Annotated in this window: 30 protein-coding genes; 19 read left to right on the top strand and 11 right to left on the bottom strand. The window is 34.0% G+C overall.

The genetic code is table 11. The features are described from left to right. A partial coding sequence (locus tag FDO66_RS19750; RefSeq protein ID WP_141434372.1) for an amino acid ABC transporter substrate-binding protein occupies positions 1 to 926 on the bottom strand: 926 nt, incomplete at its 3' end. 663 nt (positions 927 to 1,589) lie between these two features. Here FDO66_RS19750 and FDO66_RS19745 point away from each other — a divergent pair. From FDO66_RS19745 to FDO66_RS19735, 3 genes are all read left to right on the top strand, one after another. Continuing rightward, positions 1,590 to 2,759, top strand: a complete 1,170-nt coding sequence (locus FDO66_RS19745) for a pyridoxal phosphate-dependent aminotransferase (RefSeq protein WP_141434371.1) — start codon at positions 1,590 to 1,592, stop codon at positions 2,757 to 2,759. A gap of 52 nt (positions 2,760 to 2,811) precedes the next feature. Beyond that, entirely contained in the window at positions 2,812 to 3,762 is a 951-nt protein-coding gene (locus tag FDO66_RS19740; protein WP_141434370.1) for a phosphoglycerate dehydrogenase, read from the top strand. Between the two features lie 121 nt (positions 3,763 to 3,883). Continuing rightward, a complete protein-coding gene (locus FDO66_RS19735) occupies positions 3,884 to 5,140 on the top strand; it encodes an MFS transporter (RefSeq protein ID WP_309475295.1) in 1,257 nt (418 codons plus the stop codon). Between the two features lie 164 nt (positions 5,141 to 5,304). Here the strand turns inward: FDO66_RS19735 and FDO66_RS19730 are convergent, their stop codons facing one another. Together FDO66_RS19730 and FDO66_RS19725 are read right to left on the bottom strand one after the other, a co-directional pair. After that, entirely contained in the window at positions 5,305 to 6,027 is a 723-nt protein-coding gene (locus tag FDO66_RS19730; RefSeq protein WP_141434369.1) for a FadR/GntR family transcriptional regulator, read from the bottom strand. Between the two features lie 748 nt (positions 6,028 to 6,775). Further along, positions 6,776 to 7,837: a lactonase family protein gene (locus FDO66_RS19725; protein ID WP_141434368.1), complete on the bottom strand. Its 1,062-nt coding sequence runs from the start codon at positions 7,835 to 7,837 to the stop codon at positions 6,776 to 6,778. A 398-nt stretch (positions 7,838 to 8,235) separates the two neighbouring features. Here FDO66_RS19725 and FDO66_RS19720 point away from each other — a divergent pair, with 398 nt between their 5' ends. After that, on the top strand, positions 8,236 to 8,421 hold the full coding sequence (locus FDO66_RS19720; RefSeq protein WP_141434367.1) for a hypothetical protein: 186 nt from the start codon (positions 8,236 to 8,238) through the stop codon (positions 8,419 to 8,421). 110 nt (positions 8,422 to 8,531) lie between these two features. On the opposite strand, the gene FDO66_RS19715 is transcribed toward FDO66_RS19720, so the two are convergent. Next, on the bottom strand, positions 8,532 to 8,657 hold the full coding sequence (locus FDO66_RS19715) for a YfhE family protein (protein WP_141434366.1): 126 nt from the start codon (positions 8,655 to 8,657) through the stop codon (positions 8,532 to 8,534). Between the two features lie 493 nt (positions 8,658 to 9,150). Here FDO66_RS19715 and recX point away from each other — a divergent pair, with 493 nt between their 5' ends. Both recX and FDO66_RS19700 read left to right on the top strand, forming a co-directional pair. Beyond that, the gene (gene recX / locus FDO66_RS19705; protein WP_141434364.1) at positions 9,151 to 9,960 is read left to right on the top strand and encodes a recombination regulator RecX; all 810 of its coding nucleotides are present in this window, start codon (positions 9,151 to 9,153) and stop codon (positions 9,958 to 9,960) included. Between the two features lie 123 nt (positions 9,961 to 10,083). Beyond that, on the top strand, positions 10,084 to 10,410 hold the full coding sequence (locus tag FDO66_RS19700; protein ID WP_141434363.1) for a YfhH family protein: 327 nt from the start codon (positions 10,084 to 10,086) through the stop codon (positions 10,408 to 10,410). A gap of 34 nt (positions 10,411 to 10,444) precedes the next feature. Here the strand turns inward: FDO66_RS19700 and FDO66_RS19695 are convergent, their stop codons facing one another. Next, a complete protein-coding gene (locus FDO66_RS19695) occupies positions 10,445 to 10,603 on the bottom strand; it encodes a YpzG family protein (protein WP_141434362.1) in 159 nt (52 codons plus the stop codon). A 34-nt stretch (positions 10,604 to 10,637) separates the two neighbouring features. Then, positions 10,638 to 10,793 (bottom strand): small, acid-soluble spore protein K, encoded by a 156-nt coding sequence (locus FDO66_RS19690; RefSeq protein WP_141434361.1) that lies wholly within the window; start codon positions 10,791 to 10,793, stop codon positions 10,638 to 10,640. Between the two features lie 125 nt (positions 10,794 to 10,918). On the opposite strand from FDO66_RS19690, the gene FDO66_RS19685 reads away from it, so the two are divergent. Continuing rightward, on the top strand, positions 10,919 to 11,194 hold the full coding sequence (locus tag FDO66_RS19685) for a YfhJ family protein (protein WP_141434374.1): 276 nt from the start codon (positions 10,919 to 10,921) through the stop codon (positions 11,192 to 11,194). A 39-nt stretch (positions 11,195 to 11,233) separates the two neighbouring features. Here FDO66_RS19685 and FDO66_RS19680 read toward each other — a convergent pair whose 3' ends face one another. Then, positions 11,234 to 12,214, bottom strand: a complete 981-nt coding sequence (locus FDO66_RS19680; protein WP_141434360.1) for a metal-dependent hydrolase — start codon at positions 12,212 to 12,214, stop codon at positions 11,234 to 11,236. A 198-nt stretch (positions 12,215 to 12,412) separates the two neighbouring features. On the opposite strand from FDO66_RS19680, the gene mutY reads away from it, so the two are divergent. Then, on the top strand, positions 12,413 to 13,513 hold the full coding sequence (gene mutY, locus FDO66_RS19675) for an A/G-specific adenine glycosylase (protein ID WP_141434359.1): 1,101 nt from the start codon (positions 12,413 to 12,415) through the stop codon (positions 13,511 to 13,513). A gap of 29 nt (positions 13,514 to 13,542) precedes the next feature. Here mutY and FDO66_RS19670 read toward each other — a convergent pair whose 3' ends face one another. Next, a complete protein-coding gene (locus FDO66_RS19670; RefSeq protein ID WP_141434358.1) occupies positions 13,543 to 13,725 on the bottom strand; it encodes a cytosolic protein in 183 nt (60 codons plus the stop codon). A 196-nt stretch (positions 13,726 to 13,921) separates the two neighbouring features. On the opposite strand from FDO66_RS19670, the gene fabL reads away from it, so the two are divergent. The 4 genes from fabL to FDO66_RS19650 all read left to right on the top strand — a co-directional run bounded on the left by fabL (position 13,922) and on the right by FDO66_RS19650 (position 17,563). Beyond that, positions 13,922 to 14,665, top strand: coding sequence for an enoyl-[acyl-carrier-protein] reductase FabL (fabL, locus tag FDO66_RS19665; RefSeq protein WP_141434357.1), 744 nt, complete (start codon positions 13,922 to 13,924; stop codon positions 14,663 to 14,665). A gap of 82 nt (positions 14,666 to 14,747) precedes the next feature. Further along, positions 14,748 to 14,936 (top strand): gamma-type small acid-soluble spore protein, encoded by a 189-nt coding sequence (locus tag FDO66_RS19660; RefSeq protein ID WP_141434356.1) that lies wholly within the window; start codon positions 14,748 to 14,750, stop codon positions 14,934 to 14,936. Between the two features lie 251 nt (positions 14,937 to 15,187). Next, positions 15,188 to 15,721: a nucleoside tri-diphosphate phosphatase gene (ntdP, locus tag FDO66_RS19655; RefSeq protein WP_141434355.1), complete on the top strand. Its 534-nt coding sequence runs from the start codon at positions 15,188 to 15,190 to the stop codon at positions 15,719 to 15,721. Positions 15,722 to 15,814: 93 nt separating this feature from the next. Continuing rightward, the gene (locus FDO66_RS19650) at positions 15,815 to 17,563 is read left to right on the top strand and encodes an ABC transporter ATP-binding protein (RefSeq protein WP_141434354.1); all 1,749 of its coding nucleotides are present in this window, start codon (positions 15,815 to 15,817) and stop codon (positions 17,561 to 17,563) included. 46 nt (positions 17,564 to 17,609) lie between these two features. Here FDO66_RS19650 and FDO66_RS19645 read toward each other — a convergent pair whose 3' ends face one another. Next, the gene (locus tag FDO66_RS19645) at positions 17,610 to 18,683 is read right to left on the bottom strand and encodes an FUSC family protein (protein ID WP_141434353.1); all 1,074 of its coding nucleotides are present in this window, start codon (positions 18,681 to 18,683) and stop codon (positions 17,610 to 17,612) included. 258 nt (positions 18,684 to 18,941) lie between these two features. After that, positions 18,942 to 20,234 carry a glutamate-1-semialdehyde 2,1-aminomutase gene (locus FDO66_RS19640; protein ID WP_141434352.1) on the bottom strand — a complete coding sequence of 431 codons (1,293 nt, stop codon included), beginning with the start codon at positions 20,232 to 20,234 and terminating at the stop codon, positions 18,942 to 18,944. A 204-nt stretch (positions 20,235 to 20,438) separates the two neighbouring features. On the opposite strand from FDO66_RS19640, the gene FDO66_RS19635 reads away from it, so the two are divergent. The 6 genes from FDO66_RS19635 to perR all read left to right on the top strand — a co-directional run bounded on the left by FDO66_RS19635 (position 20,439) and on the right by perR (position 24,935). Further along, the gene (locus FDO66_RS19635) at positions 20,439 to 21,446 is read left to right on the top strand and encodes an ABC transporter ATP-binding protein (RefSeq protein ID WP_141434351.1); all 1,008 of its coding nucleotides are present in this window, start codon (positions 20,439 to 20,441) and stop codon (positions 21,444 to 21,446) included. 24 nt (positions 21,447 to 21,470) lie between these two features. Beyond that, on the top strand, positions 21,471 to 22,262 hold the full coding sequence (locus tag FDO66_RS19630) for an ABC transporter permease (RefSeq protein ID WP_141434350.1): 792 nt from the start codon (positions 21,471 to 21,473) through the stop codon (positions 22,260 to 22,262). Positions 22,263 to 22,267: 5 nt separating this feature from the next. Further along, positions 22,268 to 23,053, top strand: coding sequence for an ABC transporter permease (locus tag FDO66_RS19625; RefSeq protein WP_141434373.1), 786 nt, complete (start codon positions 22,268 to 22,270; stop codon positions 23,051 to 23,053). Between the two features lie 96 nt (positions 23,054 to 23,149). Further along, a complete protein-coding gene (locus FDO66_RS19620; RefSeq protein ID WP_141434349.1) occupies positions 23,150 to 23,554 on the top strand; it encodes an ion channel in 405 nt (134 codons plus the stop codon). A 74-nt stretch (positions 23,555 to 23,628) separates the two neighbouring features. Next, on the top strand, positions 23,629 to 24,096 hold the full coding sequence (gene bcp / locus FDO66_RS19615; protein ID WP_141434348.1) for a thioredoxin-dependent thiol peroxidase: 468 nt from the start codon (positions 23,629 to 23,631) through the stop codon (positions 24,094 to 24,096). 395 nt (positions 24,097 to 24,491) lie between these two features. Then, positions 24,492 to 24,935 carry a peroxide-responsive transcriptional repressor PerR gene (gene perR, locus FDO66_RS19610; RefSeq protein ID WP_141434347.1) on the top strand — a complete coding sequence of 148 codons (444 nt, stop codon included), beginning with the start codon at positions 24,492 to 24,494 and terminating at the stop codon, positions 24,933 to 24,935. A gap of 110 nt (positions 24,936 to 25,045) precedes the next feature. Here perR and FDO66_RS19605 read toward each other — a convergent pair whose 3' ends face one another. Next, a complete protein-coding gene (locus FDO66_RS19605) occupies positions 25,046 to 25,396 on the bottom strand; it encodes a YgzB family protein (RefSeq protein ID WP_141434346.1) in 351 nt (116 codons plus the stop codon). 149 nt (positions 25,397 to 25,545) lie between these two features. Here FDO66_RS19605 and FDO66_RS19600 point away from each other — a divergent pair, with 149 nt between their 5' ends. Continuing rightward, complete coding sequence (locus tag FDO66_RS19600; protein WP_141434345.1) at positions 25,546 to 26,421, top strand: nucleotidyltransferase-like protein; 876 nt, start codon at positions 25,546 to 25,548, stop codon at positions 26,419 to 26,421. The last annotated feature ends 309 nt before the right edge of the window (positions 26,422 to 26,730 follow it).

Genomic DNA, 26,730 nt, shown 5'->3' with positions numbered 1-26,730 from the left:
TTCAAACCAAGCTGTTCACCAAGATTGCCTTCTTTTCCTAATAAACGTTTAATTTCTGGGTTGTCGCTTTTTAAGAATTCATCCACATTTTTAGATGTAATACCAAACTCTTCTGCTTGAATAGTAGCATATACAATCCAAGATACTGCATCCGCCCACTTATCATCTCCGTCTTTAACAGAAGGAGTTAATGGCTCTTTCGATAATGTTTCTTCTAAAATTACATGATCTGAAGGATTTTTCATTACAGAACGCTGTGCCACAAGACCTGATTTATCAGTAGTCCATGCATCAATACTTCCTTCTTGATAAGCAGCTATAACAGCATCAGGCGCATCAAAAACAACTGCCTCATAGTTAATGCCGTTTAAACGCATTTGATCAGCTAGATTCAATTCAGTTGTTGAACTTGATTGAACACCAATACGTTTACCTTCTAAATCTTTTAATGTTTTAATACCACTTTCTTTATGAACCATAATACCTTGACCATCATAGAAAATAACTGGACCAAAGTTTAAACCAATTTCAGCATCACGGTTTGTTGTCCATGTTGTCTGTCTGATTAATACATCCACTTCACCTGTTTGTACAGCGGTAAAGCGATCTTGTGCTGAAGTGGGACGGAATTGAACTTTAGTAGCATCTCCTAAAACACCAGCAGCTACTGCTTTTACAAAATCAATATCAAAACCAACGTTTTTTCCGTTTGTATCTACATAACCAAATCCAGGAGTTGCATCATTGATACCAGCAACAAGCTTATCTCTCTTGATTATTGTATCAAGTAGACTTTTTCCAGATGCGGCACTTTTACCACTGCTTTCGTTTTTATCTGAAGCCTTGTCTCCGCCGCTTGTACAGCCTGCTAAGGCAAGTACTATTACGAGCATAATACTAAATAATACTGATAAAGATTTTTTCATTTTTTTCCCCCTTTGAAATAAATGATTATGTAAAAATTCCAGTTTAAGGATAATAATATCCATATAATTTTTCTATTAAAATTATATCTAGGAATTTTATTACATTGTTGTAGTTTGTCATATTAATAATGTCACATAATATGACGTATTTTGTAACATTTTGCGTTACCATGTTTTTCATTATACATACTTTTTTAACTAATGCAAATTCTTTTTTTATTCTTTTTTATCTAAATTCTATAGTTAAAATAGACGAAAATACTTTAAATATCATATGAAATCCTTGTTTAATTAACTTTTATTTAAGATGCTATCATTCAGCTTTTTAAATTATGAACCTTTTTTAAAATATTTCTGTTAAGGGAATTTTTCTAACTTTATCTAAAATTTTGTCAGATAATATTACATGAATGATTTTTTTTGATTAATACTACAAAAAACAACAATTTCATACTTGAAAATACTTTATTATTGATATTTCCTATTAAAGTCCAGTTGAAATTCATATTTTCAAAAAAATAATGTAAGAAAATCTAACAAAAGTTATTTTCTTTTGAAATTCATGTGATACTATACAAGTATCGTTGTCGGACAACAGACAGTGAAGTAGTAAAAGTTTAGAAGACAAAAAGTGTTTTCTATTTTGAAAGGTTGTTGAAAATAATGAAATCAATGTCAATAAGAAAGAATATTCCAGGGTCTGGTATTAGACAAGTTATGGAGGCCGCATTAAAAGTACCTGATGCGATTCATTTAGAAGTAGGGGAACCAGCTTTTGATACTCCATTCTTTATTAAAGAAGCTGCTAAAGCTGCGATCAATCAAAATTATACACACTACACACCAAATGCCGGACTTATCTCTTTGCGAGAATCGATTGCAAAACATATTGAAAAACAGTACAAAGTCCCTGTTGTTCCAGAACAAGTGGTCGTTACACCTGGAGCCATAAATGCTATATGCCTTTCATTGTTAACATTAGTTGATATCGGTGAAGAAGTATTAATTCCTGATCCAGGATGGCCGAATTATGAGCAGGTCGTTTTAGGGCAAGGTGCTGTCCCTGTAAGATATAGACTTAATCCAGATGAAGGATTCAGTCCAGATTTTAAAGATTTAGAGAAAAATGTAAGTGATAAAACTAAAGTGATTATTATCAATTCACCTGGAAATCCAACTGGGGCTGTATTCAGTAAAGAAACAATCATAAGCCTTGTTGAATTTGCAAAAAAACATGATCTATACATTGTTTCTGATGAAATTTATGATGGGATTACCTTCGAAAAAGAGCATATATCAACATTGCCATTTGATGAAGATGGAAGAGTAATAGGTATTTTTGGTTTTTCGAAAAATTATGCAATGACTGGATGGCGAATTGGCTATGCAGTAGCTCCTATCAATATCGCAACTGCGATGATACCTAATATTGAACTATTAGTATCTTGTACTTCAGCTATATCTCAAAAAGCTGCAGAAGCTGCATTAAACGATCCAAGATCACCTGAATTTGTACAGGAAATGACAAACACTTATAAAACACGTTTCGAAAAGGCTTATCAAATATTAATAGAAGAAAATATGAAGGTTTATAAATCAGAGGGAGCTTTTTATTTATTAGTCAATCTTGAGGATACTGGCTTGAAAGGGATGGAATTAGCACTTGCTATTTTAAAAGAAGAGCATGTTGCTGTGGCACCTGGCTCTACCTTCGGACCTTCTGCTGAATCAATGATTCGAATTTCCTTTGCAGGGAGTGATGAAGATATCGTTGAAGGAGTAAAGAGAATTTGTCATTTTGCAAAGAAACATTCTAATAAGGTTACCGTTTAACAAGAAAATTTCTATAGAGATTTAGTTAAAGCTTTAGATTGGAGGCAAGATTATGGTGAAGGCATTATTAACATTGCCAACGAATTTCTTTAACGCTTATTCAGAATTAGCTACAAATATTGAAAAGTTAGGTGTCAACTTAAAGTGTCTTATTTCAGATCAACCAATTAAAAAAGAAGTGATTATTGAAAATATTAAGGACGTTGAAATCTATATCGTTGGCCTTGAAAAAGTAGATAAAGAGATCATAGATGCTGCAGCTAATTTGAAATATATTATTAAGCAAGGGGTAGGAATAGATAATATAGATGTTAGTTATGCTGCGGAAAAAAATATTCAAGTTACAAATGCACCTGGTCAAAATGCTTCATCTGTAGCTGATTTAACATTAGGATTGATACTTTCTATTGCAAGGAACATTCCTGAAACTAATCAAATGGTGAAAACAGGCCAGTGGGATATAAAAATGGGTTATGATCTATTAGGAAAGAAGCTGGGTATTATTGGATTTGGTGCGATTGGCAAAGAGATAGCTAGGCGTGCTGGAGCTTTTGGAATGAATATGATCGCCTACGGAAATTTTAAAGACTACGAAGCAGCAGAAAAACTAAAAGTAGAATTTGTCGAATTAAATGAGCTTTTATCTACATCAGACTTTATTGTAATAAGTACTTCTTTAACAAATAAATCTTATCATTTAATAAACGAAGTAAGTTTTAATATTATGAAGAAAACAGCTTTTCTTATAAATATATCACGCGGTGAAGTTGTTGATGAAGATGCTTTGATTAAAGCATTAAAAGAGGGACAAATTAACGGCGCTGCATTAGATGTTTATAAAACTGAACCGCCTAATCTTGACTTAGTAGAACTGCCTAATGTCATCTGTACCCCTCACATTGGAGGAAGTACCTTTGAATGTGCTAGTAGAATTGGCAGCATTACAGAGGAAAACATTAAAAAATACATTGCCAGAGAATCTCTAAATTTTGTTACCAATTAAATAAATACGGCTTATATCATAATAAATGAACTCGTTTCGATTTAGATGAAACGAGTTTAATTATTGTAAACTTGAATCAAAAAACGTTTTTTACATTTTAATATATAGGAGAAGTATTTCATTGATAGTCAAACAGTCTATTGAATATAAATGGATTATTTTTTTCACTGTCTTAATAGCATACACCCTAATTGTCGTTCAAAGAACAGCTCCAGGTGTAATAACAGATCAGTTAATGAAGGAATACGGTATTAGTGCCTCAATGCTTGGTTTGCTAACAGGAATTCAATTTCTTGCTTACGCAGGATTACAAATCCCAGTTGGCATGCTAGCTGATAAATATGGACCTATATATCTTCTTATAACAGGAATATTATTAAATGGGTTAGGAACTGTTTTGTATAGTATCGCTCCAAGTGAACATGTGATTTTATTTACTCGTTTGCTTGTGGGATCCGGGGACTCCATGATCTTAATTAATATTGTCCTAATATTAAGCAAATACTTTACAGCAGATAAATTTGCTGGATTATTAGGAGTTATGGGGATGTTTGGTAATATTGGATCGATCATGGCATCGGTTCCTTTAACGATCTGGATTTCTTATATTGGATGGAGAATTCCGTTTTTCACATTAGGAATTTCGCTTTGTGCTGTTGCGATTCTCGTTTATATCGTATTGATGAAAGGATCAAATCAATCGAAGGGGCTTTTCACTACCTCAAATCAACAACCTAGGCAGCAAAAAAAACCGATAACGATCATTAAAAGTATATGTAGCAATCGGCAATCATGGGCTGCTTTTCTCTGCCACTTTGGTTTAGTAGGAACGTATGTTGGTTTTATTGGTTCTTGGGCTATCCCCTATGGAATGTCTGTTTACAATATGACACGTATAGAGGCAAGTCAGCTTATATTGTTAGGATTAATTGGTGCCCTTATTGGATCTCCATTAACGGGGTTCATTTCCGACTTTTTAAAATTAAGAAAATTACCTTATATACTTATACACTCCATTACTTTCTTATGTTGGGGAACATTTATTGTATTAGATGGAAAACCTCCATTGCCTATACTGATTGCACTTTACATTATTATAGGCTATGGAAATGGTTCTAGTGTTCTTACTTTTGCTATCGTACGCCAAACCTTTCCAAATACAGAGGTTGGAGTAGTAACAGGATTTGCTAATACCGGTGGCTTTGTAAGTGCAGTATTGCTTCCACTACTCTTTGGTTTTGTTTTAGAACATAATCTAGGATACCAATACAGCTTTTGGATTCCAGCTATGTTTTCCGTTCTAGGATTAATTGGATCATTCATCATTAATGAGAAGCTTCCCAGCTCTAAGCCTTTGCATTCATCAGCACCAGCATAAAAAGTGTAAGCACCCTGATCAACAGCAACAAATATGCTTAGTAAAAGAACCGTAAAACTCTGTATGGAAAAGAGTTTACGGTTCTTTTATTGAGTAAGAAAAATAAATTTTATACTCATTTGAGTGCTTTTGTAAAATAAATATGCATTCATCATTAGTTTTAATTAATTTTCTTTAGAAGAAAAGATTGTCTGTGCTGTTGATATGATATCACCCTGAGATTCTTTAATATGATCTAACATCGCTTCATATGCCTGAGTTGAATTCTTGCTTTTTATTGCATGATATATTTTAAGATGGGCTTCGATTGATAAATCTGGATTTGCTGGAGGAGATAGCAATGATGAACGGCGATATTCATGTAAAGCAGGTTTATAATTAAAATAAGTTAAAGTAAATAATTTATTTTTACATGCTTTAATAATCATTTCATGAAAATATTCATCCTCTTTAACGATATCTGTTAAATATCGATCCTGAACAGCTTTTATGAAACGATTATTTATTAAATGCAATTCAGATAATTCCTGATCTGTTATTCTTTGTGCAGCCAATGAGGCTGCCATCGGTTCTATGGCCATTCTCCATTCGTGCAACTCTTGAACTTTAAACTCGTTTGCTTTAAACCATTCAATAAATTTCTTTCTATCAAATTCATCTTTATCAATCACAAAGGCACCTTGTCCTCTTCTTATCTCTATATAACCTTCTGATTGTAGAGTAATTAGTGCTTCTCGTACTGTTGATCGGCTGATTTTGAGAATATCAACCAATTGATGTTCGGTGGGAAGTTTTTCTCCGACAGAAATTTCATTTGAAGTGATCATTTTTTTTATTTGGTATAGGGCTTCTTCTGTAAGAGATGTTCTTGTTAAAGGGCTTAACATACATCCATTCCCTCCTTTTCTATAAGTAAAGAATATATTTCTTGAAGTCAGAGAAGTACCTTGCTTCGATGGACAATTGATGATTTTACTATTGGAACCAAGCTTAAAGAGGTAAGCACCTAGCCGCTCATTTCAACAAAGTCGAAATATTCCCAAAATTGATTGTCTGCAAATATCCTATTTTCAATGGCAGAAAATCAAGTTTTCTTTTTTTGTTTTGGCTGTTTTCTCAAAGTTTGTTCTTTTGACAAATAAAACATTGGGAGAAACGTTTCGGAGCAGCCTGCATACACGTAGACTCCTGTAGGAATGCGAGAAAGGCGAGACCCCGCAGGAGCGTATGCGACGAGGAGGCTTGACGCTCGCCCACGGAAAGCGAAGTGTATGCAGGCTGCGCGTTTTAAAGCAACAAGCTATACGAAAACAGCCTTTCTTTTAGAGATTATTTTAGCATACATTTCATTATAAATACCATCTAATACCCGAAAATATTAAATCAAGCTGTGTTTTATAACTTGAGTATTAGATGAACTATGAATGTGTGTTAAACAAGCGATCATATTTCATTTTTACCTACTTTCTTCTATTATATAGGATTGATTAAAAGTCTGCTGATATCCAACTCTTGCACGTATTCCTTTTGAAAAAATAATTCACATTACAACCAACAGGCCCATTTAGCATAAAGACGGTTAAAGGCTCATTCTTGAAAAAAATGAGCCTTTAAACCTTAAGGATTAACCCAATATTATCTGTTTAAAAATTTAACACATACTGGCTCTGGTACAAATACATCGGATTGTAATAGAGTAAGCTTTCCGGTAAGTTCATCTCTTGAAAACAATACAAGGTTTTCAGAATGTTCATTTGATGCAACAAGGAAGGCTTCGGTAGGGTCTAAAATAAAATCACGTGGCCAATTCCCTTCTGTAGATGTAATTTCTACTAATGAAAGCTCTCCTGTTTCTTGATGGACACTAAAAACAGCGATGCTATCATGACCTCGATTTGCAGCATAAACAAAACGACCATCTGAAGAGATATGGATGGCACTCCCTTGGTTATTTTCAACAAAATCATTTGGAATGGTAGATATATATTGAATATCTTGAAGACTACCATCTTTTTGATCATATTTTAACCCAATCACCTCTGAACTAAGCTCTGTCATTGCATAAGCAAATAATCCATTAGGGTGAAATGTGATATGCCTAGGACCACTGCCAGGTTTAACAGAGAGGCTGTTTTGTTCCTTTAATTCATCATTGACGATCGTATATGTAATAATTTTATCAATTCCTAAATCAACCGCAACAACAAACTTTTCATCAGGAGTAAACCCAGCAAAGTGTGCATGAGCCTTTTCCTGCCTATTTTGATTTGGGCCTGAACCTTCATGCTGTATAACTGATTGAATTGGGGAGATATTTCCGTTATCCTTATTTGTTAAATAATATTCAATTGTTCCTTTATGATAATTAGCAGTAAGGAGATGGTGATAATCCAAGGTGCTGCTAATATGACATGGAGGTGCACCGGTTTCAAGCTGCTTATTGATGAAATGAAGCTCACTATTTTCTTCATTAAGAATATAGGAAGCAACTCCTCCTTTATCTCCTTCTTTTATGACAGAAAAAAGATATTGATTATCATTACTGATGGTTAAATATGTAGGATTGCTTAATTCTGCTGCTAAGCGAATTTCACTAATTTTTCCTGCTTCGGTATCTAAGGTGAAGCTGTAAATACCTTGGCTTTTTCCTTTCGTATAGGTTCCAATAAAACCATTAAATTTCTTTACTTTCGTCATATCTACTATCTCCTTTAGAAATTATTTAAAGTAATTTTTGAGTAAGGAATCAGTCCTAACCATAATATTTACTAAAGCATTTTCTTTTTTCACCCGATGTGAAAATAAAAAGTCTCTTATTTTTTCTGCATATTATTATTCACTATGCAGAGGGTGGTTTCATTTCATTATAACAAACCTTACATTTTCGTGGTTACTAAAAGAATAGCTTACTTGAAGGATAATGAAGTGCTATAGCAAATAGTAGGATAAAGAACAATTGGTTCTATATAAAGAACAAAATAATTGACGATCAAAGTACATGATCTTATAATAATACTAATAATTCCAAAATGTTCGTTATAAAGGATCGCTAAATTATATAAATGACATAATTGTAGAGAAGGAGAGAAAATAGAATGGAAAAGCTGCTGATCAGATTGAAGATTAGATGGTATTTAATGCAAGCAAATAAATACTCTAGAAAATCTAACAAAACAGTATTGCTATTTGATCGAAATTTATATTTTCAAAAATATTGTTATTACAATAATAAGGCGATTAGATTAGAGAAAATAGGTAAATGGCAATTGGGGAAAAACTGAAGCTGGTAAACTGAGTAGGGCAGTAAATTGGTTTTTGAAAAGAGGGCCCAAACCAATATTCTGCATCTTTCCCTCTTTTCTTTACCAATAATTTCAGCAGTAAGCAGCAATTACTGTCGTGTTTTTTTATCGGAAAATCCTGCAGCTTGATCAGCTAATTTAAATTCTCTAGTATAAAGTACTTCCTGCATACTAGAGAGCTTCCTCTTCATTTTATCTCTTTTTTTCTTTTCCATATTTATCATCCTCACGAAAAAATTTTCCTTTCTTCCTTACCTTTTCCTTCATTGATATAAAAGATACTTTATCACATTAATTTCTTTGGCTGTTTTCTCAAATTTTGTTGCTTTTAACATAAAAAAAACATTGGGAGAAACGTTTCAGAGCAGCCTGCATACACGTAGACTCCTGTGGGAATGCGAGAAAGGCGAGACCCCGCAGGAGCGTATGCGACGAGGAGGCTTGACGCTCGCCCACGGAAAGCGAAGTGTTGCAGGCTGCACGTTTAAAAGCAACAATCTATACGAAAATAGCCATTTCTTTTTATTTGTTTCCATTATTTTAGATCAATTCAAATAACTACAGGTTTTTATGGTACATTTGTTATAGTGGTGCAACCATATGTTTGACTTATATCAACTGACGTGAATTTTATGTTTAACCTATATGGCGTATTGAAGTAATTACGTTAATCGTCGGAAATATAGAAAATAAAAGGTGTGGAAAGCTATGTGGGAAATTTGTAAAATTTCTGTACAGAAAAATGATCAAAATCGGTATAACATATTTTTTGATAAGGGAGACGGAGAAGAATATGCCTTTAGCGTTGGTGAAGATGTATTAATTAAATATCAATTGAAAAAGGGGACAATGCTAGATGAGTTAACTATAACTGAAATACAGTATTATGATGAAATTCATAAAGCATATCATGTAGCCATTCGTTTTTTATCAAGAAGAATGAGAACAGAATTAGAAGTTAGAAAGTATCTCCAAGAAAAAAATATGGGAGATTTTGTTATTCAAGAAGCTATTATCAAGCTATATGAATATAAATTTTTAAATGATGAGGAATATGCGAATGCCTATGTACGATCGCAAATAAATACAACAGACAAAGGACCTGATTTGATTATAAGAGAAATGAAAGAAAAAGGCATATCTAATTCATTAATTGAAAATTCTATTCAGCAATATTTACCTGAAATGCAAGTAGAAAAAGCAACAAAAATAAGTCAGAAAATATTTCATAAAAATAGCAATGATTCTCAAAGATTGATAAAGCAAAAACTAGAGCAAATGCTGCAACGAAAAGGATATTTCAGTGAGACAATTCAAATTGCGATTGAAGAGGCATTGAGTAACACGAATGATACCAATGATTTCGAAGCGCTACTCTATCAAGGAGAAAAAGCACGGCGAAAGTTGTCAAATTATACGGGCTTTGAATATGAACAAAAAATGAAGCAATTATTATTTAGAAAAGGTTTTTCAATTGATTCCATTAATCGATTTTTAAATGAGGATAGAGAAAAATAAGATAGATGGATCCATTTTTATACCTTATAAAGACTTGTCAGTAGGAAATTCTTTATTTATGTTCGAAAATTCAATATACTAGAAATAAACTAAATAAGCTTTATTTAAGGAGTGTCAGGTCATATGCAACAGAAAAAAAGATATAGTCAAATGACCCCTTATGAGCTTCATCAAGAAATTTCCTTATTAAATGAAAAAGCGAAAAAAGCCGAACAAATGGGAATGATTAATGAATTTGCCGTATTAGAACGAAAAGCAACTATGGCCAAAGCTTATTTATTAAATCCCACTGATTTTTCTGCTGGAGAAATATATCAAATTGAAAATGATCCAAGTGCTTCCTTTCAAATTAAGTATTTAAATGGCGTATTTGCTTGGGGATATCGCCTAAATAATGAAATAAAAGAAGAGGCGCTCCCAATTTCAATGCTTAAGAAAAGGCTGAACTAAGAATTTCTTTTCTTAGAACAGCCATATTTAATTGTTACCCTCTTTTTCTCATTTCTTTGTGCAAGATGATATGATCTTGAGTTTGCTGTGTTTCTCCATTTACTTGCGAATGAGCGTGCTTTGGATTAGACCATGGGGTTGTAAATGGATTTGAGTAGCGCGTTTTATGAACATTCTTTTTTGTATTTGTCATTTTAAATCAACCTCCTCATCGTTTGTTAAATCATTTATTCTTCTCGGTGGGAAGAAGCATTCATACGTTCTTGAGGATGAGTGTTGGTTGTTCCATCCGCTCTTTTGGAGGCATATTCAGCTTTAGCTCTTGGTTCACCTTCGAATTTATTATCATTTGGATTAGGTAAATTTGTTGTTTTAATACGCATAAAGCCCTCCTGAGGTTGAAATATCACGTGAAATAAAAGCTAATCACGCACTCTTATTATTCGTTATTTGATTACAAGCTATGTTAAAATTCTTTATTAATAATTGGAAAGAGGTGCGGAGAATGATGAACGAATACCAAAAAAAATTAGTGGACCGTTTATTAGAATTGAACGAATATATTTCTGTTAATCAGGCCGAGACGTGGATTGAATTATTATGGGAAGATTTTGAAACGACATATGGGAAGAATGGAAGAAAATATGAAGGAAGTGAAGCTGAAACGACTGAAAAAATTGTTGGACAATGGATTGAATTTTATGGGGGAAAGCTGCATGAGTTTGTAGCTAACAATCCAAAATATAAAGATTTTTTAGAAACAAACAAGAGAAAACTGCATTAAAAAAACGATGTGGATGTACACATCGTTTTTATTTTGTCATTAATTTGGGATAATATCCAATTTCTTGCGTAGTTTTTCTTCACTGAATATCCAGCCTGTAAACGAAGAAAGAACTTCCAATTCCACATCTAATTGAACAATTGCAACAAAGGGATAATGTCCATTACTTCTATATCGTAAATCAATAAATTTTACTTCGTAATATTGATCATATTCGTCGATTTCCCATCGATAAACAGGTGAGAATGACAAAAAAGCAGAAAGGTTTTTATCTTTTTTTGCTGCTTCCAAAACAGGAGTTTCAGGAACTGGGATACGGTTAAATTGATCGAGAATTTGAACCTGATTATGTGTCGATTTTCCAACAAAAAATTGATGTTTATTTATAACCGCAATTTTCCATTTGTGAAATTTCAAAGTTGGTGAAATAATGATTTCTATAGCATCTGGTATCATTCTTTTTACTTCTGCAAGCACTTGTCGATGTGCTCGAAAACGAAGGATATAATAAGCAATTAAAATCACATATATAGAAAGAAATGTATAACCAGGATTCGCTCCAATCGCCCAAAGAATCAAGCCAACGATGTGAATTCCAAAAATAAACGGGTCGAATGTGTTGATTACACCTAACGCTACCCATTTTGTTGAAAATGGTCTAAAAGCTTGTGTTCCGTATGCATTAAATATATCTACGAACACATGAAGAAAAACGGCTAAAAAGGTCCACATCCATACATGCAAAAGATTTGCTTCTGGATAAAATGGAGAAAGAACTGCTGTAATGGCTAGGGGCCATAATAAGACAGCCGGGATAGAATGTGTAATTCCACGATGATTACGAATATAAACTGCATTGTTTTTTAGCTTTAGAATTGTATCAACATCAGGTGCTTGTGAACCAATTATTGTAGCAAGCATGACACTAGCTTGAGTAGCTGGACTCCCTGCTACCATTGGATCTAGTGTAGCGAGTCCCCCTAAAGCAAGACCCATTACAATATGAGTACCAGTATCCAACAGAAAAGAACCTCCTTTATTGGGATTAAATTCTTAACCCCTAGCATTAGTTTAACAGCAAAATGCTTGTACTAACAGCCTAAAATGAATACATTAATTAAGTTAATAAAATTAATGAAAAATTTATGAAATCTTATGATTTAAGTAGTAATATTAATCCCAAATATCTTTATTTTCATTACATTATGGAGGAAAAACGTGAGTAAAACGCCATTACACTTTTTAGATAAAATTGATATTCATAAATTTCAAACAGAGTTAATTCATTGGTTTGAAAATGAACAGAGAGATCTTCCTTGGAGAAGGGATAAGGACCCCTATAAGGTTTGGGTGTCTGAAATCATGCTGCAGCAAACAAGAGTGGATACCGTTATTCCATATTTTAATCGTTTTATGGAGAAGTTTCCTTCTATTCAAGCTTTAGCTAAAGCAGAGGAAGAAGAGGTTTTAAAAGCTTGGGAGGGGCTTGGGTATTATTCAAGAGCAAGAAATTTGCAAACGGCAGTAAGAGAAGTCCATGAAAATTATAATGGGAAGGTTCCAGATAATCAAAAAGAAATTAGCTCCTTAAAAGGAGTAGGACCTTATACGGCAGGAGCCATACTAAGTATTGCTTATAGTAAGCCAGAACCTGCAGTTGATGGAAATGTCATGCGTGTTCTTTCTCGTATTTTAATGATCTTTGAAGATATAGCTAAGCCAGCGACTAGAAAAATTTTTGAAGAAGCGGTTCGTAAGCTCATATCTCATCAAAATCCATCGTATTTTAATCAAGCCTTAATGGAACTAGGTGCTTTAATTTGTACCCCTACCTCTCCATCCTGTTTATTGTGCCCAGTCAATGAACATTGTCAAGCATTTCAAAATGGAGAACAACAATCTTTGCCAGTTAAAACGAAAAACAAAAAGCAAAAAAAAGTTCAACTAGCAGCAATTGTACTTAAAAACCAAAAAGGACAAATTCTTATTCATAAAAGGCCAGCAACAGGACTGCTTGCTAACTTATGGGAGTTTCCAAATATAGAAATTCATCTGCCATTTATTAATGAAAAGGATCAGCTTAAAAATAAAGTGAAAACAGACTTCGGAGCTGATATTCAACTGAATGAAATGGAATTACAAATTGAGCATGTCTTTTCACACTTGATCTGGAATATTCGAGTTTATACTGGAGAACTCATTCAATTATCAAAAGAGACATCCCATTTGAAACTTGTAACAAAGGAAGAAATTGAGCGATTTCCATTTTCTGTTTCTCATCAAAAAATATTAAAGGCATTTATTCAGGATAATGAATAAGGAAGATGATCCATCCATTGTATGGATCATCATTTTCTTAGTCCTCCACGATGTTCTATTTCTTTTATGATTTCTTTATGAATGGTATGTCCTTCAACATTTAAATAGGGAGCAATCTGCTGGAAAGAGTGATGAAAAAAGGTTAATTCACTATCTTTCCATTCTGTTTTTGGAAGCATGGATAGTTCAGTCATGTCACGTCCATCATTCATATTTCTCTTCCTCTCACCTGAAAATTAATACATACATACGTAATATCTCAATCTTCGTTGCCTTCTATTCATGGAAAAGTTAAAATGAATTGAAGCTAAGAGGAAAAAAAATGAAGAAAATCAAAGCTCTAATGAATAAATTTTTAAAAGTATTTTTTTTGAGCAAATATTTTTGAGAGCGAAAGGGTTTAATAATATGACACAAAAAATAGCATTAATTACAGGAAGCAGTCGAGGTATTGGGAAGGCTACAGCATTAAGATTAGCAAGTGATGGCTATGATATTGTTCTAAATTATGCCAGAAGTAAAAAAGCTGCATTAGAAACGGCGGAGGAAATTAAAGCATTAGGACGAAAAGTATTGGTCGTTAAAGCAAATGTTGGTGATGTTAGCAAGATTAAAACAATGTTTGAAGAAATCAAGGCAGAATTTGGTCGGTTGGATGTGTTTGTCAATAATGCTGCATCAGGAGTATTAAGACCAGCGATGGAGCTTGAGGAATCTCATTGGGATTGGACAATGAATATAAATAGCAAAGCACTGCTGTTTTGTGCACAAGAAGCAGCAAAATTAATGGATCAGGGCGGAAGAATTGTGAGTATAAGTTCTTTAGGATCGATTCGTTATTTGAAGAATTATACAACAGTTGGTGTTTCTAAAGCAGCAGTTGAAGCATTAACTCGATATTTAGCTATAGAACTTGCACCTCAAAATATTATTGTCAATGCCGTTTCAGGCGGCGCTGTCGATACGGATGCATTAAAACACTTTCCAAATCGAGAAGAGCTGTTGGCTGAAGCAAAATCTAAAACTCCTGCTGGGAAGATGGTAGAAATAGAAGACATTGTAGATACTATTATGTTTCTTATTCGCGAAGAATCTAGAATGATTTGTGGACAAACCATCATTGTTGATGGAGGCATTTCATTATTAGTTTAAAAAAATTGGATATTTTTGCAATTGTTTTTATGGGATACTTTTCTCCACACTGGTTAAATTAATGAGCGTGGAGGTGATAACAATGGCAAAACAACCAAACCAAACTCAAGCTGGAACTAACATTCAAAAAGTTAAACAACAAAATGCAGCATCTGGCCAAGGCCAATATGGAACTGAGTTTGCAAGTGAAACAAACGCTCAAGAAGTAAAAAAATTAAATCAACAAGCTGAATCAAATAAAGCTAAAAACTCCGGTCAATTTGGCCAATAATAGATTAAAAAAAGAAGGCACTTACATACGAAGGTGCCTTCTTTTAATTTTCTCCCGAAATTATCTATGCAGTTGTTAGAAAAGGTTGTTTCAAAGATTATATGGCACTTTTGTTTTAAATTCATTCATTTACCGCTATAATAATAGAAAAAGGAATTGTTCTTTGTTGCCTTTTGTTGGATTTTATTACGTTGTACTTGCAAGAAAAAGATAGGTTACAAAGCGTCCGATTAATGAAAGTAGGGGAAAAAATGGGCGTACCCACTGAAGGTGAACCAATACAAATACATAGCTATAAACACAATGGGCACATTCATCGAATCTGGGATGAAACAACCGTACTAAAAGGGACGCAAAACTTAGTCATTGGTGGAAATGATCGTACAGTTGTCACAGAATCAGATGGGAGAACTTGGGTAACTCGAGAGCCTGCCATTTGTTATTTTCATTCGCAGCATTGGTTTAATGTGATTGGGATGTTAAGGGAAGATGGAATATATTATTATTGCAATTTAAGTTCTCCATTTATTTTTGATGGTGAAGCTGTCAAGTATATTGATTATGATTTAGATATTAAAGTGTTTCCAGACATGACCTTTCATTTATTAGATGAGGATGAATATGAAAGACATCGACAAATAATGAATTATCCTAGTGCCATTGACCAAATATTAAAAGCAAATGTGAATCAATTAATATGCTGGATACGGCAAAAAAAAGGTCCTTTTGCACCAGATTTTATCGACACTTGGTATGAGAGATATCTAACTTACAGACATGGCTAAATAATGGGAAATGCGCCTGTTGATATTCTGCTTCAACAGGCTTTTATTTGGATTGATAAGGCCGTTTTGAAAAGTGCTATAGGGGGATCCGTATTGGATAGTATTAAAAGATATTTACAATTTGTAAAACCGTATCGATTGCAAATCTTTTGGACTCTTTTAATTGGAGTTATTAAATTTACTTTACCTTTATCAATTCCGCTGGTTATCAAATACATCATTGATCATATCGTTAACAGTGATACGCTGTCTCGGAATGATAAAACGAATCAATTATTAATGATTATGGTTACAATGATGATTATTTTTGTCATTCTTCGTCCGCCGATTGAATACTATCGACAATATTTTGCACAATTGACTTCTAATAAAATTTTGTATGATATTCGAGATCAGCTTTTTACTCACATCCAAAAGCTTAGCTTGAAATATTATGCGAATACAAGAGCAGGAGAAGTAATATCAAGAGTCATTAATGATGTTGAGCAAACAAAAACCTTCGTCATAACAGGTCTGATGAACCTATGGTTAGACTTAGCAACTATTATCATTGCTATAGTGATTATGTTTACAATGGATATTTCTTTAACATTTATCTCCCTTTTAGTGCTCCCATTTTATATGTTTTCTGTCAAATATTACTTTGGTAAGCTGAGAAGCCTAACAAGGAAACGCTCGCAAGCACTAGCTGAGGTTCAAAGCTATTTACATGAGAGGATTCAGGGGATCTCTGTCGTGAAAAGCTTCGCAATAGAAGATCATGAACAAAAAGAATTTAATAAACATAACCAAAACTTCCTTATGAGAGCTATTCATCATACGAAATGGAATGCAAAATCCTTTGCTGTTGTAAATACAATCACGGATGTTGCTCCTTTACTTGTTATTGGATATTCAGGCTATCAAGTCATTAATGGATCCCTTACGTTAGGTTCTATGATCGCTTTTATTGGCTACATTGATCGTCTGTATAATCCTTTAAGAAGATTAGTGAATTCTTCAACTTCTTTAACGCAATCTTTTGCTTCAATGGATCGTGTGTTTGAATTTATTGATGAAGAATATGAAATAAAAGATCAACCAAATGCTATTCCATGTGAGAATGTTAGAGGGAGGATTCAATTCGATCGTGTCAGCTTCAAGTATGACGTCAATGAATATTATGTGTTAAAGGATATTTCTCTTGATATTACGGAAGGAGAAACGGTGGCATTTGTTGGGATGAGTGGTGGAGGAAAATCATCGCTTATTAGTCTTATCCCACGCTTCTATGATGTCACTGAAGGAAGTATCCTTCTCGATGGAATGGACATCCGTTCGTTTAAAGTCCGTTCCGTAAGAGATAAAATTGGCATGGTGCTGCAAGAAAATATCCTTTTTAGTGAGTCGGTAAAAGCGAATATTTTATTGGGAAATCCGAATGCTACGGAAGAAGAAGTAATAGCTGCAGCTAAGGCAGCCAATGCTCATGATTTTATTGTCAATTTAGCTGAAGGTTATGATACGAAAATTGGGGAGAGAGGTGTAAAGCTTTCAGGAGGTCAAAGGCAAAGGGTAGCGATAGCACGTGTTTTTTTGAAAAATCCTCCTATTCTTATTCTCGATGAAGCAACATCTGCCCTAGATTTAGAAAGCGAATATTTAATACAAGAAGCAATTGAAAAGCTAGCAAAGGATCGAACAACCTTAATTGTTGCTCATAGACTTTCAACGATCACACATGCAAATCGAATTGTGTTAATTGAGCATGGAAAGATTGTTGAGATGGGTACTCATGAGGAACTAATGAACAAACAAGGAAGTTATTATAATTTATTTCAAATTCAACAGCTTGATCATTAAATGATGAAAAAACAAAAAGCAGCGGCACCGCTGCTTTTTACTTTTCTTAAGTCTGTTGTAATGAAACTTCAGTTTCGGTTTTATGGTGGGATTGAAAGCTTGTAATCAGCATGTCGAGATGTTCAACATTTTCATCGTATTCGATAATCGCAGAAACAATTTGCATGGAGTGATAATGTGTTGATGCTTCTTCTTGATCCATTTCGTTACATTCTTTAAGAAATAGATTGAATAATTCTTTCCGATTTAGTTGAATATTCCCTTCTTCAAACGTAACATTCGGTTTTACTTTTCCAATAAACTTTAACATAACATGCTCATGATGATGGACCAAACAATCTAATTGCTGCTGAATGATATTTTGGAAATCCTCAGACAAGCTTTGAATTTCATTTTCAAAACGATGAAGCTTTTTTAACGTATATATAGCCCTTTTTAAGGTATAGATCATTTGTCGATAAATAACAAGCTTTCTTGATTTGATTAAATTACTTTTCTTAAAATAATTCCGTTCTTCCCTATACATTAAATAGAGCTGGTCAATTTTTATAATACTCTCTGATAATTGTTCTATATCATGTTTTAGCAGCTTGTGCTCAGAAGCATGTCGAATATTCAAGCGGATCCATTTTGTAATCGATTCGCTCACAGAAGTAATGCTATTGTAAAGCTTATTTTCGTATTTTGGCGGGATAAAAACAAGGTTTACTAGAAATGATGAAAAAATCCCGAGTAAAATGGTAAGAAAACGAATGCTTGCAAATTGAATAAATGAATCAGTCGATGCATCCATAATGGCAATTAATGTTACGAGTGAGAGCGCAATCGTTTTTTCTATTTTTAGCTTAAGATTTATTGTGATAACAATAATAGCTGCAAGACCTATAAAAAATATATTATTTCCAAAAAACAGTACGAATAAGACAGCGATAATCGCACCGATCGTATTTCCTTGTACTTGTTCAATAATAGATAAATAAGATCGATAAATGGTAGGTTGGATAACAAATATGGCTGCAATACCAGCAAATACAGGAGTAGGCAGGTTAAAAAGTTCAGCCAATAACAACGCCAGTACGATAGCGATTCCTGTTTTTAAAATGCGTGCACCGAGCTTCATAGTAAAATAATTCCTTTCTTTTTTACTTTCTTTGGTTGAGTTTGTGTGAAACAACTATGTACTATACATGGATTGATCATGAAGTTCAAGCGTCAATTTAATGAAAGGAGTTTATTTTGGAGAAAAAAATGAGGTAAGCTATCATCTTATTATACAACATAATAATTACCATTGTAACATCTTAAACAATTAGTGCCAGACCACCCATTAGTAGGGTCTGGCACTGATCCATTATTTTACTTGGTCATTATCATGATATTAATTTATTAATGCAGCAAATGCATTTTCTGCTGCTTGGATGGTTGCTTCGATATCTTCTTCGGTATGAGCGATAGTAATAAACCAGGCTTCATATTTAGATGGTGCAAGATTAATGCCTTGATTTAGCATTAATTTAAAGAACTTGCCAAACGTTTCTCCATCGGTTTGTTCTGCTTGTTCATAGTTCTCAATTTCTTGACTGGAAAAATAAACAGTTAATGCACCTTTTAAACGATTGATGGTAATTGGAATTTGATATTTAGCAGCTGCATCCAATATACCCGCTTCTAACTTAGCTCCAAGTTGATCTAAATAGTCATAAATGCCTTCTTGCTTTAATACTTCAAGACAAGCAATACCAGAAAGGATAGAAGCTGGATTTCCCGCCATCGTCCCTGCTTGGTAGGCTGGTCCTAAAGGGGCGACATGTTCCATAATATCTTTTCTTCCGCCATACGCTCCAATTGGCAGTCCTCCGCCAATAATTTTTCCTAAAGCAGTAAGATCTGGCTTTACATTAAGCAAATCTTGCGCTCCTCCATACATAAAGCGAAAGGCTGTGATGACTTCATCATAGATGACAAGTGCTCCAGCTTGATGAGTTAGTTCGTTTACTTCTTCCAAAAAGCCTGGTTTAGGCTCAACAATTCCGAAATTCCCAACGATCGGTTCAACCAAAACGGCTGCAATCTCATTTCCCCATTTTTCAAGAGCTTCTTTAAACGGAGCTATATCATTGAAAGGAACAGTAATCACTTCTTGAGCAATACTCTTAGGTACGCCTGCCGAATCGGGAGTCCCTAACGTGGAAGGGCCTGAGCCTGCGGCAACGAGGACTAAATCAGAATGCCCATGGTAGCAGCCTGCAAACTTAATGATTTTGTCTCTGCCTGTATAAGCGCGTGCTACACGGATCGTGGTCATAACCGCTTCCGTTCCTGAGTTTACAAACCGCACTTTTTCTAATGAAGGGATCGCTTCTTTTAACATTTTTGCAAATGTCACTTCATGTGTAGTAGGTGTTCCATAAAGTACGCCTGTTTCTGCTGCTTTTGCGATTGCTTCTGTAATATGGGGATGTGCGTGTCCAGTAATGATTGGACCATAAGCAGCAAGATAATCAATATACTGATTACCGTCTATATCAAAAAAAAAGGCTCCTTTCGCTCGCTCCATAACAACAGGTGCTCCGCCGCCAACAGCCTTGTAAGAGCGAGACGGACTGTTTACTCCGCCGACAATATGTTCGAGTGCTTCCTTATGTATACGTTCAGAATTAGCAAATTGCATAATTCCCCTCCTTTTTTATTTCCCCTCTATTTTAGCACTTTTTTTATACATGAGAGTAGGTTCATAATTTCTTCTCATTGCAAATCGCAAGGATTTTAATCATTTTTGAGCAGGGTTAAACAATTGAAATATGCTTTCTAGTTGTGCTGATAGTTTTGAAAGGATAAACTATTTTGGGAGTTATAAATGCAGGAGGTAAATAAAATGAATGCCATTGAAGTGAAGCATTTAAAAAAAGAATTTAAAGCTCATGCAAGCAGAAGCGGATTAAAAGGAGCTTTTCGAGACTTACTTACACGTCAATATAAAATTATTCCTGCTGTAAATGATATCAGTTTTACCGTGCAGCAAGGAGAGATGATCGGTTATATAGGAGAAAATGGGGCAGGAAAATCGACGACGATTAAAATGCTAACGGGAATTTTATCACCTACATCTGGGACGATTACGGTCAATGGAATGAATCCTCATAAAGAAAGAGAAAGATTTGCACAGACGATTGGAGTTGTTTTTGGACAACGCTCCCAGCTTTGGTGGGATATCGCAGTTCAAGAATCGTTTCGACTTTTGAAAAAAGTATATAAGGTATCAGATAAGGATTATAACGAGCACATGAATCATGTTATTCACACATTAGATATTGGTCCTCTATTGGATAAACCAGTTAGGAAGCTTTCATTAGGACAAAGAATGCGCTGTGAACTTGCTGCTGCCCTTATCCATAATCCGAAGTTATTATTTTTAGATGAACCAACGATCGGCTTAGATGTGCTGGTTAAACTTAAGATTCGCGAATTTTTAAAAGAAATTAATGAAAAATATCAAACAACTATCTTATTGACTACTCATGATCTATCAGATATCGAAGCATTGTGTGAAAGAGTGATTATGCTCGATGAAGGGAAAATCATTTATGATGGAGGGTTAAAACCGTTAAAAGAAAAAAATACCGATGGTAAGGAAATTGAATTCCAATTTTTAGAGGAAGTCAACATTGAATTTTTAAAGCAATTAACGCAGGCGTTGAATGTAAAGTGGAGCTTTGATGGGAAGAGTCAAATATTTACCGCTTTAATAGAAGATCATGATGAAAAAATATCTTCTCTCGTGAAGCTTGTTGTGGGATCGAAAAAAATTAAAGACATAAGTATTAAGGAAACTTCGACAGAGGAAATCATTCGCAGTATTTATGAAAAAGGAATGGTTATTTAATTTAAACAAAATACGGGTGGGATAATGGATAAATATATTGAAATGATACGCATTCGATTTTTAATGATGCTTGCATATCGAACAAATTATTATTCAGGCATTTTAATATATAGCATCAATATAGGTGCTTACTATTTTTTATGGACATCGATTTATGGTGGAAAGAATGAAATCGAAGGCTTATCAGTTGTGCAAATGACGACATATGTCGCTGTTGGCTGGATGGCTCGTGCATTTTACTTTAATAATATTGACCGGGAAATGGCAATGGATATAAAGGATGGAAAAGTAGCTATAGAATTGATACGTCCTTATAACTATTTAGCTATGAAAACAATGCAAGGGTTAGGAGAAGGAATCTTTCGTCTGCTCTTTTTTTCTGTCCCTGGTATGATCCTTGTAGCTTTTATTTTTCCAATTAAGTTATCAGCCAGTCTATCAAATTGGGGGATGTTTTTTCTATCAATATTATTTAGCTTTTTAATTAATACACAAATCAACTTATTAACAGGGATTACAACTTTTTTCTTAGAAAATAATACAGGTCTTATTCGGGCAAAAAGAATTTTCATTGATTTCTTATCTGGACTCCTTATTCCAATTAGCTTTTTCCCTGGTTGGGCTCAGGAAATTGTTAAGTTCTTGCCTTTTCAAGGAATTAGCTATATTCCAAGTATGATCTTTACGAACGGTTTTAGCCAACAAGAGGCTTTTCAGGCTATCATTCTTCAATTGGTTTGGGTCATCATTCTTATTATTCCAATCCAGATTTTATGGAGATTGGCGAAAAAACAACTTATTATTCAAGGAGGATGATGGATATGCATTATTGCTCCATATTTTTTCAGTACCTTGCCCAATATATGAAAACAAGGCTTCAGTACCGAACAGATCTATTTGTTGAAATCTTTTCAGATCTATTATCTCAGATTGTGAATTTAGTCTTTATTTTTGTTGTATTTGGTCATACACAATTATTAAGTGGCTGGGACAGGGATGAACTCATTTTTATTTATGGTTTTTTTCTGATTCCATTTGCTGTTTTCGCTGCATTTTTTAATATTTGGGATTTTAATGATCGTTATATTGTGAAAGGTGAACTTGACCGCATATTAACAAGACCAATCCATAGTTTGTTCCAGATTGTATTAGAGAGAATGGAGCTTGAGTCTTTATTTGGAGCGATTACTGGATTGATTATCATGTTTTATGCCGGCAGTCGTTTACATCTTGACATAAGCTGGTATGACCCTTTCGTCCTTATCCTTTTTGTTTTAGGGGGTGTACTCGTATATGCGGGTATTTTTATTCTCATTGCATGCATCAGCTTTTGGTCAGATGGACAAACGTCTATCATGCCGATGATGTATAACATTGGGAACTATGGACGGTATCCTGTAAATATTTATAATCATGTGATTAAATTTATTTTAACGTGGATTTTACCTTTTGCTTTTGTTGGTGTTTATCCGGCATCCTACTTTTTAGGTAGAGATGAATGGACTTTTTATGCTTTTTTTACACCGGTCATAGGCTTGATCTTTTTTACCATTGCTATTTTCACTTGGAATACGGGTATTAAACGATATAGAGGAGCAGGAAATTAAATTTGAATTGAGCTAAGAATCAGTGCACAGCATATCGCAAAAATAATACGCGTATAGATGGTATAGATAACCTTCATAGAGAGGGAGAAACAAGATATGAGTGTATATTTTGCCATTGCAGTTGTGTCCGTTTGTATGTTAATGAGCTTACGCACCCTTTTTCTGCCGTATAATATAAAAGGAAAATGGGTTTCTTATGAATATTTTCTTAGCTTAGCTTTTATTTATTTAACGTTACTAATTGGCTTCAGCTTAATTTATACCTTGCTTGAGATAAATGGTTTTGTGGTACTAGATGATGGTCTTGGCGTGGGGAGGACCTTTCTAAATCGATTCATGAGAGGCTTGTACTTTAGTGGAATGACCCTATTTTCAGTCGGGTATGGAGAAATTGTACCTGTTGGAATAGGAAGAGTTCTTGCGTTAATAGAGGCTTTTTTTGGCTTTGCAATCCCTGCTGTTTTTGTGACAAAAACTTTCATGGAAGTCGAGAAGGAATAATTAAAAATATTTGCTTATACCTACTTATTTGTTTAGTCTTAAGTTTATATTAAAAGAATTCGGAGGGAAAAATAATGACGATTAGTATTGGAGTCGCTGCTCCTGAGTTTGAATTGCCTGCAAGTAATGGACAAGAAGTAAAGCTTTCTGATTTTTTAGGGAAGAATATAGTATTATATTTTTACCCAAAAGATATGACACCTGGCTGTACAACTGAGGCTTGTGATTTTCGAGATCGTCATGAGAGCTTTGAAGGAGTTAACGCAGTTATTTTAGGAGTTAGCCCTGATTCGATTACAAAGCATGAGAAATTTATTGAAAAACATGGACTTCCATTCTTATTATTAGCCGATGTTGATCATAAAGTGGCGGAAGCGTATGATGTTTGGAAGCAAAAAGTAAACTTCGGGAAGCAGTATATGGGAATTGAGCGTTCAACCTTTATCATTGATAAGGAAGGGAAGCTTGTAAAAGAATACCGAAAAGTGAAAGTAAAGGGTCATGTAGACGAAGCACTTGAATTCATTAAACAGAATTTATAATGATAATTCTTATCGCGTGGTACCATTGCTTTTAAAATGGAGTGAACATTGGAAGGCACGTGCTATCCAATTGAAGGTTTTTAACGAAATTTATGTAATTTTTTAATAAAAGTAGCCTTTTGTCCATTCCTAAATACAAGTTCTGAATATGATTATATTAGGGCATACCTCCTCAGATCATTTTTACAGGCCAGTCGATGTTACTGGCCTGTTTTTTTGCTGTATTCATTTAGCTTAATTGCTTGACTGAAAAAGATTGAATAGGGATTGAAAATAAGAGAATAATTAATTGAAATAGAACATATTTAAGTTAGTATTGTTGACAAAAGTATCAAAATCTTAGTACACTATTTATAAATATTATAAAATAAGAATTTCTTTTAGAAAAGAGGTGCATGGCGGTGGAACATAATTCATTAAAAGAAGCTCTTGGTACATTAAAAGAAACAGGAGTACGTATAACCCCGCAACGTCATGCGATACTTGAATATTTAATAAACTCAATGTCACATCCAACTGCAGACGATATTTATAAAGCGTTAGAAGGAAAGTTTCCCAATATGAGTGTGGCTACGGTTTACAATAATTTAAGAGTATTTCGTGAGGTGGGTCTCGTTAAAGAGTTAACCTATGGTGATGCCTCAAGCCGCTTTGATTTTATTACAACTCATCATTATCATGTTATTTGTGAAAAATGCGGGAAAATTGTTGATTTTCATTATCCTGGCCTTAATGAAGTCGAGCAGCTTGCAAGCCACGTAACTGGGTTTAAAATAAGTCATCATAGAATGGAGATCTATGGTACTTGTCCCGACTGTACAGCGAAAGAGGCGCATTAGAATAATAAAATATTTGGAGTTGATGGCAATTGAGCTATCAACTTTTTGTCTTTTAGGGAATAATAAAAGAGCGAAAGCCAACTCCTTTAGGGCTTTCGCTGTGAACACTTTTATTTCTTGTTTTTTCTATTGTATGCCTCATCGAATTCTTTTCCCTCTAATTGAGGATCTAGAGTTAAAGGTTCATTACAAAACATACATATATCGACGCGTCCAAGTATTTTCGTGTTCTTTCCACAATTAGGACAGATTACTTGAACAGCTCTTGTTGATAACAGACCTATCCAAAAGTAAACGATTGTACTAGCTATGATTGAAAGCATCCCAAGCATGATAAAAGAAGTCATAACGAACGGAAATTTTCTAAAAAAAATGCCTACGTACATGATGACAAATCCGATAAATATTAAACTAAGAGCAAAGGTTCGAATCTTATTAATTTTACTCGAGTATTTGATCATCCATGTCCCCCCTAAGTCATTATATAACATAAAAGAAACTGTTAACTAGCAAGAGAAACCTTACGAGAGAAAAGAAATGCGTAATATGAAGGAATTTTGTCTTTATTGTAGAAGTAATACGCAATAAATCTAAAATTGGAGGGATGATGATGGAAGACATTCTTCGACCTATTTATCAGGAACGAGCGAGTCAAGTGAATACGCTTGGCGTTTTAATGATCGAAAAGAATCAAAAAGAAATGCCTGTAACGGATATGTTTGATGTTGTGTTGCTTATTATTGTAAAAGAAGCGGAACAACCAGTCTTCATTAAGCATTATTCATATCTGGAGAAAAAGGCTTCATTACATATTGTTAGTGAAAAGCAATTGAATGAATGGATTATGCTTGGTTCTAATCGGAAAATTTTTGATTGGCTCTACAATGGCAGAACATTATTTGATCGGAATGAATATGTAAGTAATTTAAAGATGGAGCTGCAGGAGTTTCCCTTCTATGGAAGAAAATTAAAAATGGGTTTAGAGTTTGCTAAGCTCATAAGGCGTTATATGGACGGCAAAGTGTTTTTTGAAAATAAAAACTATTTGGATGCCTATAACCATGTTGTTCACTCCTTGCATCATCTAGCTAGATTAGCTGTTATAGAAAATGGCTTTCATCCTGAAGTAACAGTTTGGCATCAGGTTAAACAAATTGAACCTGAAATTTATAAATTGTATGAAGAGCTTGTTAATAGTGAGGAGCCTTTAGAAAAAAGGTTAGAGCTATTATTTTTAGCAAGTGAATTCTTAATTCATTCGAGAACAAAAATTGGGATCAATCATATTATTGATGTTATGAAGGATAAAGAGTACTGGTCTTTTAATGACATCCTAATCCACCCAGAGTTAAGTATTTATTCTGTTGATCTAGGCATGCTTGTTGAGTATTTAATTGAAAAAAATATTATCGAAGTTGTAAAAATGGAAACAAAAGGACAAAAGCTTTTTCACCGATATTATACTGTTTCAAAAAAAATATCATAAATTTATAAAAAACTATTGATCTTTTAATTAATAATTGTTATATTTATATCCGTCGCTGCGAAACGTCTTAAAAAATGATTCGAAGCAGACGGATAAAATTTTTAAAAAAACATGTTGACTTAATAAACGATACGTGTTAAATTAAGAAAGTCGCTTCTGAGCGATAACGAAAAATTGCTCTTTGAAAACTGAACAACAAAACGTCAACAATAAAAACAAAGTGAGGACTTCCAACGAAGTCAACACATGCTAGTAAAGTCAATTACGAGCTAATCAACTCTTATACGGAGAGTTTGATCCTGGCTCAGG

Origin of the sequence: Bacillus sp. 03113 (assembly GCF_006546985.1) — a bacterium.
In the GTDB taxonomy this organism is placed as follows: Bacteria; Bacillota; Bacilli; order Bacillales; family Cytobacillaceae; genus VATK01.
This window is presented reverse-complemented; position numbering and strand designations above follow the sequence as displayed.

Coding starts and splice junctions, on each gene's coding strand:
- FDO66_RS19720 (WP_141434367.1), top strand. CDS start 8,236: ATGGAAAAGCTGCTGATCAGATTGAAGATTAGATGGTATTTAATGCAA.
- FDO66_RS19635 (WP_141434351.1), top strand. CDS start 20,439: ATGAATGCCATTGAAGTGAAGCATTTAAAAAAAGAATTTAAAGCTCAT.
- FDO66_RS19745 (WP_141434371.1), top strand. CDS start 1,590: ATGAAATCAATGTCAATAAGAAAGAATATTCCAGGGTCTGGTATTAGA.
- FDO66_RS19700 (WP_141434363.1), top strand. CDS start 10,084: ATGCAACAGAAAAAAAGATATAGTCAAATGACCCCTTATGAGCTTCAT.
- bcp (WP_141434348.1), top strand. CDS start 23,629: ATGACGATTAGTATTGGAGTCGCTGCTCCTGAGTTTGAATTGCCTGCA.
- perR (WP_141434347.1), top strand. CDS start 24,492: ATGGCGGTGGAACATAATTCATTAAAAGAAGCTCTTGGTACATTAAAA.
- FDO66_RS19685 (WP_141434374.1), top strand. CDS start 10,919: ATGAACGAATACCAAAAAAAATTAGTGGACCGTTTATTAGAATTGAAC.
- ntdP (WP_141434355.1), top strand. CDS start 15,188: ATGGGCGTACCCACTGAAGGTGAACCAATACAAATACATAGCTATAAA.
- FDO66_RS19725 (WP_141434368.1), bottom strand. CDS start 7,837: ATGACGAAAGTAAAGAAATTTAATGGTTTTATTGGAACCTATACGAAA.
- FDO66_RS19670 (WP_141434358.1), bottom strand. CDS start 13,725: ATGAATGATGGACGTGACATGACTGAACTATCCATGCTTCCAAAAACA.
- FDO66_RS19630 (WP_141434350.1), top strand. CDS start 21,471: ATGGATAAATATATTGAAATGATACGCATTCGATTTTTAATGATGCTT.
- FDO66_RS19695 (WP_141434362.1), bottom strand. CDS start 10,603: ATGACAAATACAAAAAAGAATGTTCATAAAACGCGCTACTCAAATCCA.
- FDO66_RS19730 (WP_141434369.1), bottom strand. CDS start 6,027: ATGTTAAGCCCTTTAACAAGAACATCTCTTACAGAAGAAGCCCTATAC.
- FDO66_RS19600 (WP_141434345.1), top strand. CDS start 25,546: ATGGAAGACATTCTTCGACCTATTTATCAGGAACGAGCGAGTCAAGTG.
- FDO66_RS19625 (WP_141434373.1), top strand. CDS start 22,268: ATGCATTATTGCTCCATATTTTTTCAGTACCTTGCCCAATATATGAAA.
- FDO66_RS19715 (WP_141434366.1), bottom strand. CDS start 8,657: ATGGAAAAGAAAAAAAGAGATAAAATGAAGAGGAAGCTCTCTAGTATG.
- FDO66_RS19690 (WP_141434361.1), bottom strand. CDS start 10,793: ATGCGTATTAAAACAACAAATTTACCTAATCCAAATGATAATAAATTC.
- fabL (WP_141434357.1), top strand. CDS start 13,922: ATGACACAAAAAATAGCATTAATTACAGGAAGCAGTCGAGGTATTGGG.
- FDO66_RS19660 (WP_141434356.1), top strand. CDS start 14,748: ATGGCAAAACAACCAAACCAAACTCAAGCTGGAACTAACATTCAAAAA.
- recX (WP_141434364.1), top strand. CDS start 9,151: ATGTGGGAAATTTGTAAAATTTCTGTACAGAAAAATGATCAAAATCGG.
- FDO66_RS19640 (WP_141434352.1), bottom strand. CDS start 20,234: ATGCAATTTGCTAATTCTGAACGTATACATAAGGAAGCACTCGAACAT.
- FDO66_RS19605 (WP_141434346.1), bottom strand. CDS start 25,396: ATGATCAAATACTCGAGTAAAATTAATAAGATTCGAACCTTTGCTCTT.
- FDO66_RS19645 (WP_141434353.1), bottom strand. CDS start 18,683: ATGAAGCTCGGTGCACGCATTTTAAAAACAGGAATCGCTATCGTACTG.
- FDO66_RS19620 (WP_141434349.1), top strand. CDS start 23,150: ATGAGTGTATATTTTGCCATTGCAGTTGTGTCCGTTTGTATGTTAATG.
- FDO66_RS19740 (WP_141434370.1), top strand. CDS start 2,812: ATGGTGAAGGCATTATTAACATTGCCAACGAATTTCTTTAACGCTTAT.